The 13542-nt window shown below is 43.8% G+C and carries 21 protein-coding genes; 6 read left to right on the top strand and 15 right to left on the bottom strand.

Features of this window, described 5'->3' with window-relative positions; genetic code table 11:
* The first annotated feature begins 143 nt into the window (after positions 1-143).
* Positions 144-506, top strand: coding sequence for a YxeA family protein (locus M1D67_RS10740; protein WP_130569491.1), 363 nt, complete (start codon positions 144-146; stop codon positions 504-506).
* Between the two features lie 223 nt (positions 507-729).
* Here the strand turns inward: M1D67_RS10740 and M1D67_RS10735 are convergent, their stop codons facing one another.
* The 7 genes from M1D67_RS10735 to acnA all read right to left on the bottom strand — a co-directional run bounded on the left by M1D67_RS10735 (position 730) and on the right by acnA (position 5526).
* The gene (locus M1D67_RS10735) at positions 730-1032 is read right to left on the bottom strand and encodes a hypothetical protein (RefSeq protein ID WP_020451608.1); all 303 of its coding nucleotides are present in this window, start codon (positions 1030-1032) and stop codon (positions 730-732) included.
* Positions 1032-1448, bottom strand: a complete 417-nt coding sequence (locus tag M1D67_RS10730) for a YbgC/FadM family acyl-CoA thioesterase (RefSeq protein ID WP_020451607.1) — start codon at positions 1446-1448, stop codon at positions 1032-1034. The genes M1D67_RS10735 and M1D67_RS10730 overlap by 1 nt, the downstream gene beginning before the upstream one ends.
* Positions 1449-1552: 104 nt before the next feature.
* Positions 1553-1789, bottom strand: a complete 237-nt coding sequence (gene tlp / locus M1D67_RS10725) for a small acid-soluble spore protein Tlp (RefSeq protein ID WP_023857589.1) — start codon at positions 1787-1789, stop codon at positions 1553-1555.
* A 25-nt stretch (positions 1790-1814) separates the two neighbouring features.
* Complete coding sequence (locus tag M1D67_RS10720; protein WP_003182261.1) at positions 1815-1958, bottom strand: acid-soluble spore protein N; 144 nt, start codon at positions 1956-1958, stop codon at positions 1815-1817.
* A 68-nt stretch (positions 1959-2026) separates the two neighbouring features.
* Positions 2027-2152, bottom strand: a complete 126-nt coding sequence (locus tag M1D67_RS10715; protein ID WP_023857590.1) for an FbpB family small basic protein — start codon at positions 2150-2152, stop codon at positions 2027-2029.
* A 71-nt stretch (positions 2153-2223) separates the two neighbouring features.
* Positions 2224-2730: a redoxin domain-containing protein gene (locus tag M1D67_RS10710; RefSeq protein WP_020451605.1), complete on the bottom strand. Its 507-nt coding sequence runs from the start codon at positions 2728-2730 to the stop codon at positions 2224-2226.
* A 69-nt stretch (positions 2731-2799) separates the two neighbouring features.
* Positions 2800-5526, bottom strand: a complete 2727-nt coding sequence (gene acnA / locus M1D67_RS10705) for an aconitate hydratase AcnA (RefSeq protein ID WP_023857591.1) — start codon at positions 5524-5526, stop codon at positions 2800-2802.
* Between the two features lie 234 nt (positions 5527-5760).
* Here acnA and sspO point away from each other — a divergent pair, with 234 nt between their 5' ends.
* The 4 genes from sspO to M1D67_RS10685 all read left to right on the top strand — a co-directional run bounded on the left by sspO (position 5761) and on the right by M1D67_RS10685 (position 7272).
* Positions 5761-5907, top strand: a complete 147-nt coding sequence (gene sspO, locus M1D67_RS10700; RefSeq protein WP_020451603.1) for a small acid-soluble spore protein O — start codon at positions 5761-5763, stop codon at positions 5905-5907.
* Positions 5908-5948: 41 nt separating this feature from the next.
* Positions 5949-6095, top strand: coding sequence for a small acid-soluble spore protein P (locus M1D67_RS10695; protein ID WP_003182250.1), 147 nt, complete (start codon positions 5949-5951; stop codon positions 6093-6095).
* A gap of 136 nt (positions 6096-6231) precedes the next feature.
* On the top strand, positions 6232-6639 hold the full coding sequence (locus M1D67_RS10690; protein ID WP_020451602.1) for an Hsp20/alpha crystallin family protein: 408 nt from the start codon (positions 6232-6234) through the stop codon (positions 6637-6639).
* A gap of 204 nt (positions 6640-6843) precedes the next feature.
* Positions 6844-7272 (top strand): DUF2621 family protein, encoded by a 429-nt coding sequence (locus M1D67_RS10685; protein WP_020451601.1) that lies wholly within the window; start codon positions 6844-6846, stop codon positions 7270-7272.
* Positions 7273-7307: 35 nt separating this feature from the next.
* On the opposite strand, the gene M1D67_RS10680 is transcribed toward M1D67_RS10685, so the two are convergent.
* From M1D67_RS10680 to M1D67_RS10670, 3 genes are all read right to left on the bottom strand, one after another.
* A complete protein-coding gene (locus tag M1D67_RS10680; RefSeq protein WP_020451600.1) occupies positions 7308-7802 on the bottom strand; it encodes a CcdC family protein in 495 nt (164 codons plus the stop codon).
* A 73-nt stretch (positions 7803-7875) separates the two neighbouring features.
* Positions 7876-8247, bottom strand: a complete 372-nt coding sequence (locus tag M1D67_RS10675) for a response regulator (protein ID WP_020451599.1) — start codon at positions 8245-8247, stop codon at positions 7876-7878.
* Positions 8248-8330: 83 nt separating this feature from the next.
* On the bottom strand, positions 8331-9038 hold the full coding sequence (locus tag M1D67_RS10670; RefSeq protein ID WP_479831814.1) for a cytochrome c biogenesis protein CcdA: 708 nt from the start codon (positions 9036-9038) through the stop codon (positions 8331-8333).
* Positions 9039-9280: 242 nt separating this feature from the next.
* Here M1D67_RS10670 and M1D67_RS10665 point away from each other — a divergent pair, with 242 nt between their 5' ends.
* Positions 9281-9442: an aspartyl-phosphate phosphatase Spo0E family protein gene (locus M1D67_RS10665; protein ID WP_020451597.1), complete on the top strand. Its 162-nt coding sequence runs from the start codon at positions 9281-9283 to the stop codon at positions 9440-9442.
* 80 nt (positions 9443-9522) lie between these two features.
* Here the strand turns inward: M1D67_RS10665 and M1D67_RS10660 are convergent, their stop codons facing one another.
* The 5 genes from M1D67_RS10660 to M1D67_RS10640 all read right to left on the bottom strand — a co-directional run bounded on the left by M1D67_RS10660 (position 9523) and on the right by M1D67_RS10640 (position 13531).
* Positions 9523-9741: a YneF family protein gene (locus M1D67_RS10660; protein ID WP_003182236.1), complete on the bottom strand. Its 219-nt coding sequence runs from the start codon at positions 9739-9741 to the stop codon at positions 9523-9525.
* 84 nt (positions 9742-9825) lie between these two features.
* The gene (sirA, locus tag M1D67_RS10655) at positions 9826-10263 is read right to left on the bottom strand and encodes a sporulation inhibitor of replication protein SirA (protein ID WP_003182234.1); all 438 of its coding nucleotides are present in this window, start codon (positions 10261-10263) and stop codon (positions 9826-9828) included.
* Between the two features lie 154 nt (positions 10264-10417).
* Positions 10418-12421, bottom strand: a complete 2004-nt coding sequence (tkt, locus tag M1D67_RS10650; protein WP_079289398.1) for a transketolase — start codon at positions 12419-12421, stop codon at positions 10418-10420.
* Between the two features lie 163 nt (positions 12422-12584).
* Positions 12585-12818 carry a DUF896 domain-containing protein gene (locus tag M1D67_RS10645; protein WP_020451594.1) on the bottom strand — a complete coding sequence of 78 codons (234 nt, stop codon included), beginning with the start codon at positions 12816-12818 and terminating at the stop codon, positions 12585-12587.
* A 65-nt stretch (positions 12819-12883) separates the two neighbouring features.
* On the bottom strand, positions 12884-13531 hold the full coding sequence (locus M1D67_RS10640) for a YneB family resolvase-like protein (protein WP_020451593.1): 648 nt from the start codon (positions 13529-13531) through the stop codon (positions 12884-12886).
* Between the last annotated feature and the right edge of the window lie 11 nt (positions 13532-13542).

The raw sequence follows: 13542 nt of genomic DNA, 5'->3' as shown, positions 1-13542 counted from the left end.
TCTTAATGCTTCTTCCTACTTCAAGTAGCTGTTTTTTTGGTGCGCTTGGACTTTAAATGCTTACAACAGTGAAAGGAATATGTAAGATAAATCAATGGTTTCGTTTGGAGGTTTTATATATGATGGGTTCGAGGTGATAAAAGATGAAATGGTTTTTAGGGATTTTAACGGTAGGACTGATGATTTTGGCCGGGGGCTATTTTTTATATTCCGGATATTATTCAACGGAAGCTTATTACGTCAAAATTACAACAGATCCAAAAGTCGTTAAAGAAAAAACAAGTGATGGATACACATATATAAATTATAACTATGATGTTACGGGTTATGATAAAGATGGAAAACCCAAAAACCTAAAACTCTCTTCTCAGGAAAAAATGCAGAAAGGTCAGTATTATATTATTCATTGGGAAGACAGAAGAGAAATCATATCCAGCAAAGAAAAAGCAAGCGAGAAGCAAATAGATCAGGACATCCTGCACAAATTAAACAATCAAAGTCAATGAGACGCTCACTCTGCTCCCTAAAACTTCTTGTTTTAGGGACTTTTTCACGAAAAATAAAATGACTGCGGCCTTATCAAGGCATGAAAAACACTAAGGTACGACATCTTGAAACTAAAGATATCGTTCCGACTTTTTCTCCTTCAATGTTTGCTCGTCAGGATGAAACAAGCAAGGACAATCCTTGCTTGTTTCAAGGGTGTCCGGGTTTCTCTAAAACACCGGATTATTCGAGCCTGAAACGCTTGATATGGCTTGAGAGCTTTTCTTGTTTTAAAATCTCGATCTGCTTCTCTCCCAATAAATCAAAGTGAGGAAATTTGCTTCTTTTATGGATCCACTCTTTTTTCAGTCCGTACTGTTTGCCCCACTCTGCAAGCTTATCAATGTTGCCGCATCCGGCTTTTGTCACGGTATTGACATCCGGATACCTGTCATCGAGCCAGTAATGCGTGAGGAACGCAACTTCGCCGTTTAAAACGGCGCGCTTCCATTCGTTCAGCTCGTTTCTTTTAATACCGAATGCCATTACTTTTTGGCCTCTTCATAAGCTTCATGCCACTTTGGATAAAGCTTACGGAACTGAACCGGTTTGAAGCTGTCCCCGTCAACGCAAATATGGGACGATGTGGCCTTCACAGCGGTTTCACCAGCGGAATTGAAGATTTCATACCCATATACCGTTTTAAAGCCGTTATATTCTTCAATCCATGTATGTACCGTCGCGGTTTCACCGTAGCGAAGAGGTTTGACGTAGCGGACATTGATATCCACGACAGGCGACAGGATGCCGTCTTTCTCCATTTCGGCGTAAGAGAAGCCGAGTTCTTTAATTAAAGCCGTCCGTCCAACCTCCATCCAAATCAAATAATTGGCGTGATAGACGACGCCCATTTGGTCTGTTTCGGCATAGCGGACTTCTATTTCTTTTTTTGAGACGTACAAATTCCTCTACTCCCTTTTCACAATATATATAATCCAATCTTAGCATATAGAATGGGCAAAAACACGACAGACGGCTTCATGCAAAAAAACCAGGTCGCCCTGGTTTATTGATGATATCCGTTTTCGCGGTCTTCCGCCTCGTCATGGATTTCATTGCGCATCGCCTCAATGCTCTCATTTCGGCGTTGATTTTTTTCGCGGATCTGCTCCTGTTCCGCCTGGTTGGCAAAAGACAGCTGCTCCTCAGACTCCTCGATATTTTCGATTGTGTTCTGCACCATGTCTTGAAGCTTCTCCACGTTGTCTGATCTGTCATCCGGATGATGTTTTTGGTGTGTCATGCGGGTCTCTGCCTCCTTTTCTTCTTTACTCGCCCTTTGTCTGCATAATGATCGGCGTTTCTCCTGATTTATCATGCATCTTTTTTCCTTTGTTGCGCTTATATTCTACCGGTTTTGTCCCAAGATGGCTCGGGGCAAATTTAGACTGTTTGTCATGTTCCCTCGGCATGTCTATCCCTCCTTTTCAGCATTAGGATTCTCAAAAAGGAGCGTAAACATGAATCGATTTTTAAAAAGTCACTTCAGCTTAAATTTCTCTTCAAGCTTATCTTCCAGCCGATCAAGAAACTCCTGGTTGGTCATGAGCTCCTTTTTGTTTTCCAAGACAAGTTCTTCAAATGTCCGCCTTTTCGTTTTTTTCATGTTGAATCACCTCCAGCTTGTTTTCATTTTCACCATTTTTTGGGCGATATAAGCAAAAAAGCCGGGATTTTTTATAATCCCAGCTTTTCTTCCATATTCTTTTTCGACATCGTCCCAAGGACGATATCTTGAATCATTCCGTTTTCATCAATAATAAATGTTGTCGGATACGAAAAAATCTCGTATTTCGCATTGATGCCCGTTCGATCTAAGACGATAGGGAAATGTAAACCGTGCCTTTCGGCAAACGTTTTGACCGACTCTTCGTTTTTCTCGGAAGAGGTAAAGTTGACGGCCAAAACGGCAATGTCCTGATTTTCGTTTTGGAGTTCTTCCATTGCAGGCATTTCTATTTCACACGGTTTACACCAGGTGGCCCAAAAATTTAACAGCACTTTTTTTCCTTTAAAGTCTGATAAAGATACATCGTTTCCATCCTTTAAAGACGGAAGCGTAAAATCAGGCGCCTTGTCTCCTTTCGCAATGCCGATTTCGGCTTCCTTTTGCCCTGTGAAGTTCCATACCGCAAGACCGGCCAAAACGAAAAGAAACGCGGCAGCCAGCAATTTTTTCATCATCGGCATCCTCCAATTCAGGATCACGCTGAAAAAAGAAGAGAAAGCTAAAGGCTTTCTCTCCTCATTCAATTACTGTTTCATTTTATTGCGGAGCACCATTTGCAGGATTCCGCCGTGACGGTAATAATCGATTTCTACTTCGCTGTCAAAGCGTACAACAGCTTCAAACGACTTGACTGTGCCGTCTTCGGCAATCGCTTTGACTTGAACGAGATCCCGCGGGCGAACCGTCTCACTCACGTCAACTTCAATCGTTTCTTTCCCGGTCAAACCGAGCGTTTCAGCGTTTTCTCCCTCTTTAAATTGAAGCGGAAGAACGCCCATCAGCACAAGGTTGCTTCTGTGAATTCTTTCAAAGCTTTCTGCAATGACGGTTTTGATGCCGAGCAGATTTGTTCCTTTTGCCGCCCAGTCGCGGGAAGAACCCATTCCGTAGTCTTTTCCGGCAATGACGACCAGACCTGTGCCGTCTTCTTTATACTTCATGCAGGCATCGTAGATGGACATTACTTCTCCGGTCGGCCAATACGTTGTATAACCGCCTTCTGTACCCGGAGCGATCTGGTTTTTGATTCTGATGTTGGCGAATGTTCCCCTCATCATGACTTCATGGTTTCCGCGTCTTGAACCATATGAGTTGAAGTCTCTAGGAGAAACGCCTTTTTCCTGCAGATATTTTCCGGCTGGCGTGTCTTTGCCGATCGCTCCCGCAGGAGAAATATGGTCTGTCGTGACAGAATCTCCGAATTTGCCGACAATGCGCAAGCCTTTAAGCGGTTCAACCGTACCAGGCTCAACTGACATGTTTTCAAAGAACGGCGGGTTTTGAATGTAAGTGGATTCTTCATCCCATTTATACAGGGCTTCATCCGTTGTTTCAATCGCATTCCAGCGTTCATTGTCATCAAACACGCGCTCATATTCTTTTCTGAACAACTCAGGAGTAACGGTTTGCTTCACGACGGAGTTGATTTCGTCCATCGTCGGCCAAATATCGTTGAAGTATACGTTTTGACCGTCTTTTCCGACGCCGATCGGTTCGTTTTTCAGGTCAATATCTACCGTGCCCGCCAATGCATAGGCTACGACAAGCGGCGGAGACGCCAGGTAGTTTCCTTTGACAAGCGGATGAATCCGGCCTTCAAAGTTACGGTTTCCGGAAAGGACAGACGTAATCAGCAGGTCATTTTCGGCAACCGCTTTTTCGATTTCAGGCGCAAGCGGTCCGGAGTTCCCGATACATGTCGTACAGCCGTATCCGACGATGTTAAATCCAAGCTCGCGCATATATGGAAGCAGGCCTGAATTGACTAAGTAGCCTGTTACGACTTTTGAACCCGGAGCCAGGGATGTTTTCACATAGTTCGGTACTTTCAATCCCAGTTCAACCGCTTTTTTAGCGACAAGGCCCGCACCGATTAAGACATAAGGGTTTGATGTATTTGTGCAGCTGGTGATCGCCGCAATCGCAATCGCACCCGTTTTCATGACGGCTTCTTCGCCGTTTTCAAGCTTAAATTTGATTTCTTTGTCAGCCTCACTCGCGTTTAAACCGAATCCCTGGTTCCCTGCAGGGCTTGCCAAATGCTTGTGGAATGTCTCTTTCATGTCAGTCAGCGGAATGAGATCCTGAGGACGCTTCGGACCTGAAAGATTCGCTTCAACTTTTGACAAGTCAATTTCAACGATATCGGTAAATACGGGATCTTCCTGATCAGGCGTGTAGAACAATCCGTTTTGACGGCAATATTCTTTCACCACATTGATATGTTCTTCATCACGGCCTGTTAAACGCATGTATTCCAATGCTTCCTCATCAACAGGGAAGAAACCGCAAGTCGCGCCGTATTCAGGAGCCATATTTGCGATTGTCGCACGGTCTGCAAGCGGAAGTTCTGCAACACCCGGTCCGAAGAATTCGACGAACTTTCCGACCACGCCTTTTTCACGCAGCACCTGTGTTACTTTAAGCGCCAAGTCCGTCGCCGTCGTGCCGTTCGGCAGCTTTCCGACAAGCTTCGCTCCGATTACTTCAGGTACAGGGAAATATGAAGGCTGGCCGAGCATGCCCGCTTCAGCTTCAATTCCGCCGACGCCCCAGCCGAGAACGCCGATTCCGTTGATCATCGTTGTATGGGAGTCAGTACCGACAAGCGTGTCAGGATAAGCGACAATCTCACCGTCTTCTTCCACAGCATGGACAACGTTTGCCAAATACTCAAGGTTCACCTGGTGAACAATACCTGTAGCAGGGGGAACAGCCTGATAGTTATTAAACGCTTTCTTAGCCCAGCTTAAAAATTTGTAACGCTCTGCATTTCGTTGGAATTCAAGGTCCATATTAATTGTCAATGCATCTTCCGTACCCGCTTTGTCAACTTGTACGGAGTGGTCGATGACAAGGTCTACCGGTATTTCAGGATTGATTTTATCCGGATCTCCGCCGACTGAAGCCATCGCTTTTCTTAATGAAGCAAGGTCTACAACGGCTGGAACGCCGGTAAAGTCCTGCAAAATAACGCGGGATGGTTTGAAAGGAACGTCAATATCCTTTAATTCGGCAGTGCCCCATTTTGCCAAGTTTTCAACGTGTTCCTTTGTAATGACTCTCCCGTCTACTTGACGAAGAACGGATTCGAGCAAAACTTTAATGGAATAAGGAAGTTTTGATACGTTTCCGATTCCTTGATCCTCTAATGCTTTTAAAGAATAATAGCTGTACGTTTTGCCTTGTACTGTAAACGTTTTTCTTGATTGAAAAGCGTCTTTTTTTGCGACTTGTTGCTGATTCGCCATTTCTCCAAAATCCCCCTTTAAAGATCAAGATCATACGCCAGAAAAATCGGCATATTTCACCACAATTTTCTCACAATTTAATCTTAAAACAATTTTAAACATAAGTAAATATCAATGTTTTTATTAAATTCAATAAGAATGCCTTATATAAGGAAAAAAGTTTATTTTACTGGAAATACATTTTTTTATACAATACACCCGCTAAGGCTATACTACAGTCTGAGGTGATCGAAATTGGCCAAACGAAAAGCAAATCATGTCATCAATGGAATGAACAATGCTAAACGCCAAGGAAACGGCGCGGGATATATTGAAGATGACCAGCATATTCTCACTGAGGCGGAACGCCAAAACAACAAAAAACGGAAGACCAATCAATAAATCCTAAAAATCCTTCATGAATGGCTTAGGAGGTTAAGACATTGACAAATAAAAACGACGGCAAAGATATGCGCAAAAACGCACCGAAAGGAGCTCAGCCTGGGCAGCCAGAGCCTTTGAGCGGAAGCAAAAAAGTTAAAAACCGGAACCATACGAGACAAAAACATAATTCCAGTCACGATATGTAACATTTTCCGCGTCTTTCACGGCGCGGTTTTTTACTTTACCTCTCTGGCGATGCAACCCCCTTCGAATCGCCTCCTTCACATGAATTCACAGCTGTGCATAATCTAACGGTAAGGCTAGGTATGGAGGAATGATCAAATGACAAATACAAAACGTTTCGATTCCGCAGATTTTGATAAAGAATGGATGAAACAGTTTGTTGACGACCCTTTTCTCCTCTATGATGAGACTTTTCCGATCGACCTTTATGAAACGAGCACTGAATATATAATCGAAGCAGATTTAAGCCGCTTGAATGCCCGGCACCTTGACATGACGTTTTCCGGCTACGATTTCAAGCTTGCGGTTAAAACCGATGAACAGCATTACGAAAAATCGCTGATGCTTCCTTTCTTTTTGAATGACAAACAGATCGAAGCGGAATGCGAGAACAGCATTCTTGCAGTTAAAATCAATAAGGAAGCAAGCCAAGATGAAGTTTCGCTTTCATTTCATATTCCTTTTATATCATACATGCACAACAAGCAGAACCCGGACAGCGCGTAAAACACTTTGCCATCCGGGTTTTTTCCGTTCGTTCGTCAAATATCCGCTAGCAATTCTCTATGGCCGATTAGGGAATTGCTATACAATAGATTATGTTCTAGCACCTCTTTTGATCAGGCCGGTGTCCCATTTTATATTATTTTTTCTATGTTCTTCTAAAACGCCTTCATGTAAAATAGGTTATAGACAAAGGAGTGATGAGAGATGCTGGAAGGATGGTTTTTATGGCTGATGCTCGCTTGGATCGTCATCATGATCGTCCTCTTGTCAATCGGCGGTTTTTTCATGTTTCGCAAATTTTTAAAAAGGCTGCCTAAAGAAGATGGGAAATCTGAGCTGGACTGGCAGGATTATTATATTGAACAGACAAGGCATTTGTGGAATGAAGAAGAAAAAGAACTGCTTGAAGAATTAGTTTCTCCCGTACCCGAACTGTTTCGCGATGTAGCAAAAGCGAAAATCGCCGGAAAGATCGGAGAACTCGCATTAAAGGAAAAAGCAGGCGCAATCGACCGGGATTTAATCGTCAGAGGCTATATTATGGCCACACCGAAAAAAGACCATAAGTTCCTCGTAAAGCGTTTAAAAGAAAAGAACATTGATCACTCTTCCTATCAAGAGCTTTTTAAATAAACAAAACCTTTCCTGAAAGAAGGAAAGGTTTTGTTTTAATTGACCTGTATGTGATTTGACGCTTCAATCTGGCTTGAAAGCTTTCTGAACGATAAAAACATGGCAATCCGCCAAGGAACGATCATCCCGAAAGCCAGAATCCAAAACATTCCGCTCAGTGCGCCGTAATCGATCGTTGTGCTTAATATGCTCTTCATCGCGATCCGGATGACGAGCAGCGCAATTAAAATAAACACAAACGATTTGGAGCGTTTAATATAGATTTTATCATCGCGGATTTCAAATTTTGAGGTTTTAATTAAGAAAATAGAAAAGATCATGCCCACTGTGAGAGCTTCCAAAAATTCGGCACCGGTCACGTGGAACATCGGAAATAAAAACATGAGAGCACCGGTGCTCATAAAAATCGGAGGCAGTATAATTTTTTTGGCCGTAGCCGGTTTTTCAGATGACTTGATTCTGACAGCCATGACAATGACGGCCATCACGACGGCAAGTATAGATGAAACGACGATCATCATACATATCATCCCTTTTTCTAAAGCTAATTTCTCTACTTGTTACTATACTCCAAAACGAAGAAAAAAACCATGTTCAGGTTTTTCAGCTGCAAGGATTTCCGAGCACGTGGCGAATCGCTTCGACGACTTTCGTCTCCTCGAAAGGCTTGACGATAAAGTCCTTGGCTCCGGCTTCGATCGCTTCAACAACGATTCGCTTTTGCCGCATGGCCGTACACATGATCACTTTCACCTTCGGGTTCAGCTGGATCATGTCCTTTAAAGCTTCAATCCCGTTTTTCACAGGCATTGTAATATCCATGATAACCAAGTCCGGCTGCAGCTCTTGATAAAGCAAAACAGCTTCTTCCCCGTTCCCGGCTTCACCCGCGACTTGCAAGTCTTCTGTTTCAAGTATTTCTCTGATTTTATCTCTCATAAATTTTGCATCATCAACAATTAAAACCCTTGTCATACTCCCCTCCAACATCATTATTCAATTTTGCTGTGAATAAGTCCTATTATAACAAAAAACCAAGGCGGTCCTTAGCCAGGTATCTAAAAGCCTCTGAAATCGCCGAACAGGCCTGACAGTACGATAATGATTTTCGTCATCCAGTCAAAGAACAGCAGGATTCCGACTGCAATCATTGCAATTCCGCCGATCTTCATGATGATGAGCTGATGCTTCCGAAGCCATTTCATCTTTGTCATGAAAAAAGACAGGAGCAGAAACGGCAGGCTGAATCCGAGCGCATAAAGCACCATATAAGGCACGGCCGACATCGGGTTCGTTCCGGAAAGTGTGATGACCGCTGCAAGAATCGGACCGGTGCAGGGCGTCCAGCCGGCGGCAAATGCCATTCCGATTCCGACAGAACCGAGCAGGCCGCCGGGCCTGTTTTTAAAATGGAGGCGCCTTTCTTTCATTAAAAATTCAGGCTTAAAAACCCCCAGTGTGACAAATCCAAAAAAGATGATGAATACCGCGCCAAGCTGCCTGATGAGCTGATGATAATCCTTAAAAAAGGACCCGACAAGCGATGTGCTGTAGCCGAGAGCCACAAAGATCATCGAAAAGCCAATCAGGAAAAAGATCGTATGTATCAGGCTCCTTTTTTGAAACATAAGTCTGTCAGAATGGATTTCACTCATGCTGACACCTGTAATATATGATAAAAAAGCGGGATACAGCGGCAGGCAGCATGGCGAAATAAACGATAGAAACCCTGCACCGAAAGCGAGAATATAGTTGATATCAGCCATCTCTTTCTCCCTTCTATTTTTTGGAATACTATGAAAGAAAATCATTTGATATGACAATTACATTTCAATTTCCTAACATATCACAAAAAAGGATGTTGGTTTCACGAATTTCTTTATATAATCAATTTTGACAATTTACCCTTATCACCTTCAGAATTGAAAAGGAACCTATATATGGATATAATAACATTTAGTAGGCAACAAAAAGATGATTTTTACAGAAGAAAGGATAAATTCCTGTGATGAAAGAAAATCTGCTTCATGAAATTGAGGAAAAAAGAAAAGAGCTGCTAAAAATCGTCATGACAAACGGCATGACTTCACATATCACCATTCAGCACAGCCAGCAGCTGGATATCCTTCTTTTGGAATACCAAAAACTATCTCTCGGACATACACAATAATCATAGATCAAAATAAAAAACCCGGAAGCGGGTTTTTTATTTTATAACCATGTTCCTTCTATGTCATAATCGCATTCGTATTATTTCGTTTGATTTTCCATGGCTTTCATCATTTGATTAATTTTCTTCTGGGATGGTTTCATACCCATCTGCATCATCATCATGCGCAGCATTTGTTCATTAATTGGCGGATTTTTTTTCAAATAGTTCATCATATATTTACGAGCAATAAAAAATCCGAGTGCAACACCTGCGAGCAATGCTAAAACGCCCACTAGGATGACAACCCATAAATCCATTTAATTTCCTCCTTCATGTTGTCTCGTATAAAGTGTACTAAACCAAACGCTATTATACAACATTTACAGTCCAAATTCTTTTTTTTATACAAAATTTCTTTCTTTCACAGGGTTCAGCCAGCCGTAACGTTTCATATTAAAATCCATCGCAAGGAAACATGGACTTACTTTCCGCAAAACCTCAAAGAATACCGTTTCGGCATCGAATGGACCCTTCGCCAAAATCTCAATATGTCGGTCTTTGATAATAAAAGAAGCGCTTCCTTTTGGAACAATCAATCTGTATACATAGTCAACTTGTGTATAGTCTTCCCGGCAGAGGTTCATTTTCATTCTTTTGTGTATATGGGCTGCGGGAATCGGTTTTGTAATGAACTCGATCTGCTTGGCGGCTAATTGAGACTTTTGATCGGGGCTCGTCCAATGATAATCGTAAAACAGCTTGAACATGACAGACTCTCTTCCAAAATAATGGCTGGCAAATTCCTCTTCTATCAAATACGTATAATAATGGCGTTCCATCACTGTCTCATCCCCCTGTATCGAAGAATATATGCTTTCTATTATACAAAAGGGGGTTAGAAATAATTGTCTGATGATGATAAAAGAAGCGACTAATTTTGTCGAAATGAAAAAAAGAGAATGATCCGCAGATCATTCTCTTTCATATGCCCGATTAGCGATTTAACAGTTTTTTCACCCGGTCAACTACATTCGCAGGCGTAAAACCGTATTCTTTCATGATCGTTTCGCCGGGAGCTGAAGCACCGAAATGGTCGATTCCGAGAATGTCCCCGTCAGTGCCGGTATATCTCTCCCATCCGAGCGGTGATCCCATTTCAATTGCGAGACGCTTTGTCACATCAGTTGGAAGAACAGCGTTTTTATATTCGGCCGGCTGCTTGTCGAAACGATCCCAAGACGGAACGCTGACAACGGATACGTCAATGCCTTCTTTTTTCAGCTCGCTTTGTGCGTCAAGCGCAAGGCCAACTTCAGATCCGCTCGCAAGCAAGATCGCTTCCGGTTTTTCGTTTTGGCTTTTCGAAACGACATATCCACCTTTTTCAACGCCTTCATAAGCTGCTTCAGGAGACTGATCAATTGTCGGCAAGTTTTGACGTGTCAACACAAGCGCAGTCGGCTGACTTTTTGATTGAAGCGCCAGTTTCCAGGCTGCTGCTGTTTCATTTCCGTCTGCAGGTCTGATGACGGACAAGTTCGGCAGCGCACGAAGTGATGCCAGCTGTTCAATCGGCTCATGAGTCGGTCCGTCTTCTCCGACGGCAATGCTGTCATGTGTAAACACATATGTGACAGGAAGCCCCATTAATGCCGCAAGACGGATCGCAGGTCTCAGATAGTCGGAGAAAACGAAGAACGTTCCGCCGAATACGCGAAGGCCACCGTGGAGAGCCATTCCGTTCAAAGCTGCTCCCATCGCAAATTCACGTACACCGAACCAGATATTTCTGCCGGCGTAATCTCTCGCTGAAAAATCTCCGCCGTTTTTGATTGTCGTTTTGTTGGAGCCGGCCAAGTCAGCGGATCCGCCAAAGAAGAACGGCACTTGTTGTGCGATTCCGTTTAATACTTCCCCTGAGGATGCACGCGAAGCAAGGCTGCTTCCTTTCTCATACGCAGGTACTTTCTGATCCCAACCTTCAGGAAGCTCGCCCTTCATCGCAAGTTCAAGCTCTTCGGCAAGTTCCGGGTGGGCTTTCTTGTATGCGGAGAACAGCTCGTTCCATTCCGCCTCTTTTTTCTTGCCCGCTTCTTTCACTGTTTCGTTAAAGTGTTCGTACACTTCAGAAGGGACATGAAAATCTTCTTCGTATGTCCACTCATACGCTTCCTTCGTTAATTTCGCCTCTTCTGAGCCAAGCGGAGCACCGTGAACGCCGGATGTTCCCGCGCGGTTTGGAGAGCCGAAACCGATCGTTGTTTTCACTTCAATTAATGTCGGCTGCTTTTCATTTTGTTTCGCTTTCTCGACGGCCGCCGTAATCTCGGCAATGTTATTGCCGTCTTCAACATAAAGCACTTCCCAATTCATCGCTTCAAAACGCTGCTTCACATTTTCAGAGAATGAGCGGTTTAATTCACCGTCAAGCGAAATGTCATTTGAATCATAAAGCACGATGAGACGGCCGAGTTTCAAATGTCCCGCAAGCGAAGCCGCTTCCGATGAAATTCCCTCCATCAAGTCTCCGTCACCGCAAATGCTGTATGTATAATGATCAACGACGCGATAGTCGTCACGGTTGTAAGTTTCCGCAAGGTGACGTTCAGCAAGCGCCATTCCGACAGCCATTCCGATTCCTTGGCCAAGCGGGCCTGTCGTCGCATCTACACCCGGAGTATGTCCGAATTCCGGATGTCCAGGCGTTTTGCTTCCCCATTGGCGGAAATTCTTGAGGTCTTCAATTGAAACGTCATATCCGCTTAAGTGAAGCATGCTGTACAGAAGCATTGATCCGTGTCCGGCGGACAGCACAAAACGGTCCCTGTTAAACCAATTCGGATTTTCAGGGCTGACATTCATCATTTTTGTCCAAAGCGCATAAGCCATCGGAGCAGTCCCCATCGGCATGCCGGGGTGACCGGATTTAGCTTTTTCAATCGCGTCTATGGAGAGTGTTCGTATTGTTGCGACAGATTTTAATTCAATCGTTTTCATTATGATCCCCTTCCTGTATGGACTCTACTTTCTTATCATAAATCTACCCATCGGTTTTCACAACCATTTCAGCTCAAAAGCAGTGAAAAATGACGAATCTTTGCCTTCATTTTAAATTGTAGTATATACAAAAAGGGAATACGATATCGGCGTATTCCCCAAATTAATGCAATCGGCGGTTTCTTTTTTCCTGTTTGAGCTTTTCAGGCGTCACATCATTACCTTCAGGATCAACAATCGTCACAGTTTTCAACGTGTTTTTCATAGACGCGCGGACGCCTTGAAGATATTCCTGGCGAAGCTTCTGCTGTTCTGCTTTTTCTTCGTCTGTTAAAGATCCGCTCTTTGCTTTTTTGGCAAGCTCGTTAATTCTGGCTATTTTTTCATTAGAAATCATAAGATACTCCTTTGATTCGGTATATATCCATCATACTACTAAATCCGCTTTCGTTTGACAACAGATTAGTCTGCAAGGCCGTCCTTATACTCCTGGTAGCGGCGGTGAACGGTTGCTTTTGAAATGCTGTATCCGAACCCTCTCAACACGGCTGCAATCTCCGCAAACGTCAGCTTGTTCTCCCTGAGCCTGACGATTTCTGAAAGAGGCGCTTCGATCCGCTCTCTCCCGCCGCCTTCATTGCGGTGTTTCAGATTCCTCTCCGGGCGGTAGCCGTTTTCGACCGCCTTCTTCATTCCCCGCTTAATTTTCAGGTTATGTATTTTCCGCTGGTATTCTTCGACAATGCCGACAATCTCCAAAACCATCGAATCCGCTTCGGAAAGCTCAAGTTTTCCCCGGTGAGCCAGCGTGTAGATTTGAACGCCTTCTTTATATAAACAGTGAAGAAGGGCAATTTTGGCATTCCCTCTTCCAAGTCGCGTATCATCCTGTATTAAAACTGCGTCAATGTCTGATGTTTTGATTTCCTCGAGCAGATCGAAGACGCCGTCGCGGTCCATCTCATATCCGCTCGCCTGTTCGGAAATGACGTTCACGACGTTCATCCCGTGCTCGGCGGCAAGCGACTGGAGCTCTTCAGCCTGCCGTTTTAATGAGGTTTCCTGCTGCTCCTTCGCAGTGCTTACCCTGGTGTAAATAATCGCATTCATGGAAATCCCCT

Source organism: Bacillus sp. PK6-025, assembly GCF_056530265.1.
This window is presented reverse-complemented; position numbering and strand designations above follow the sequence as displayed.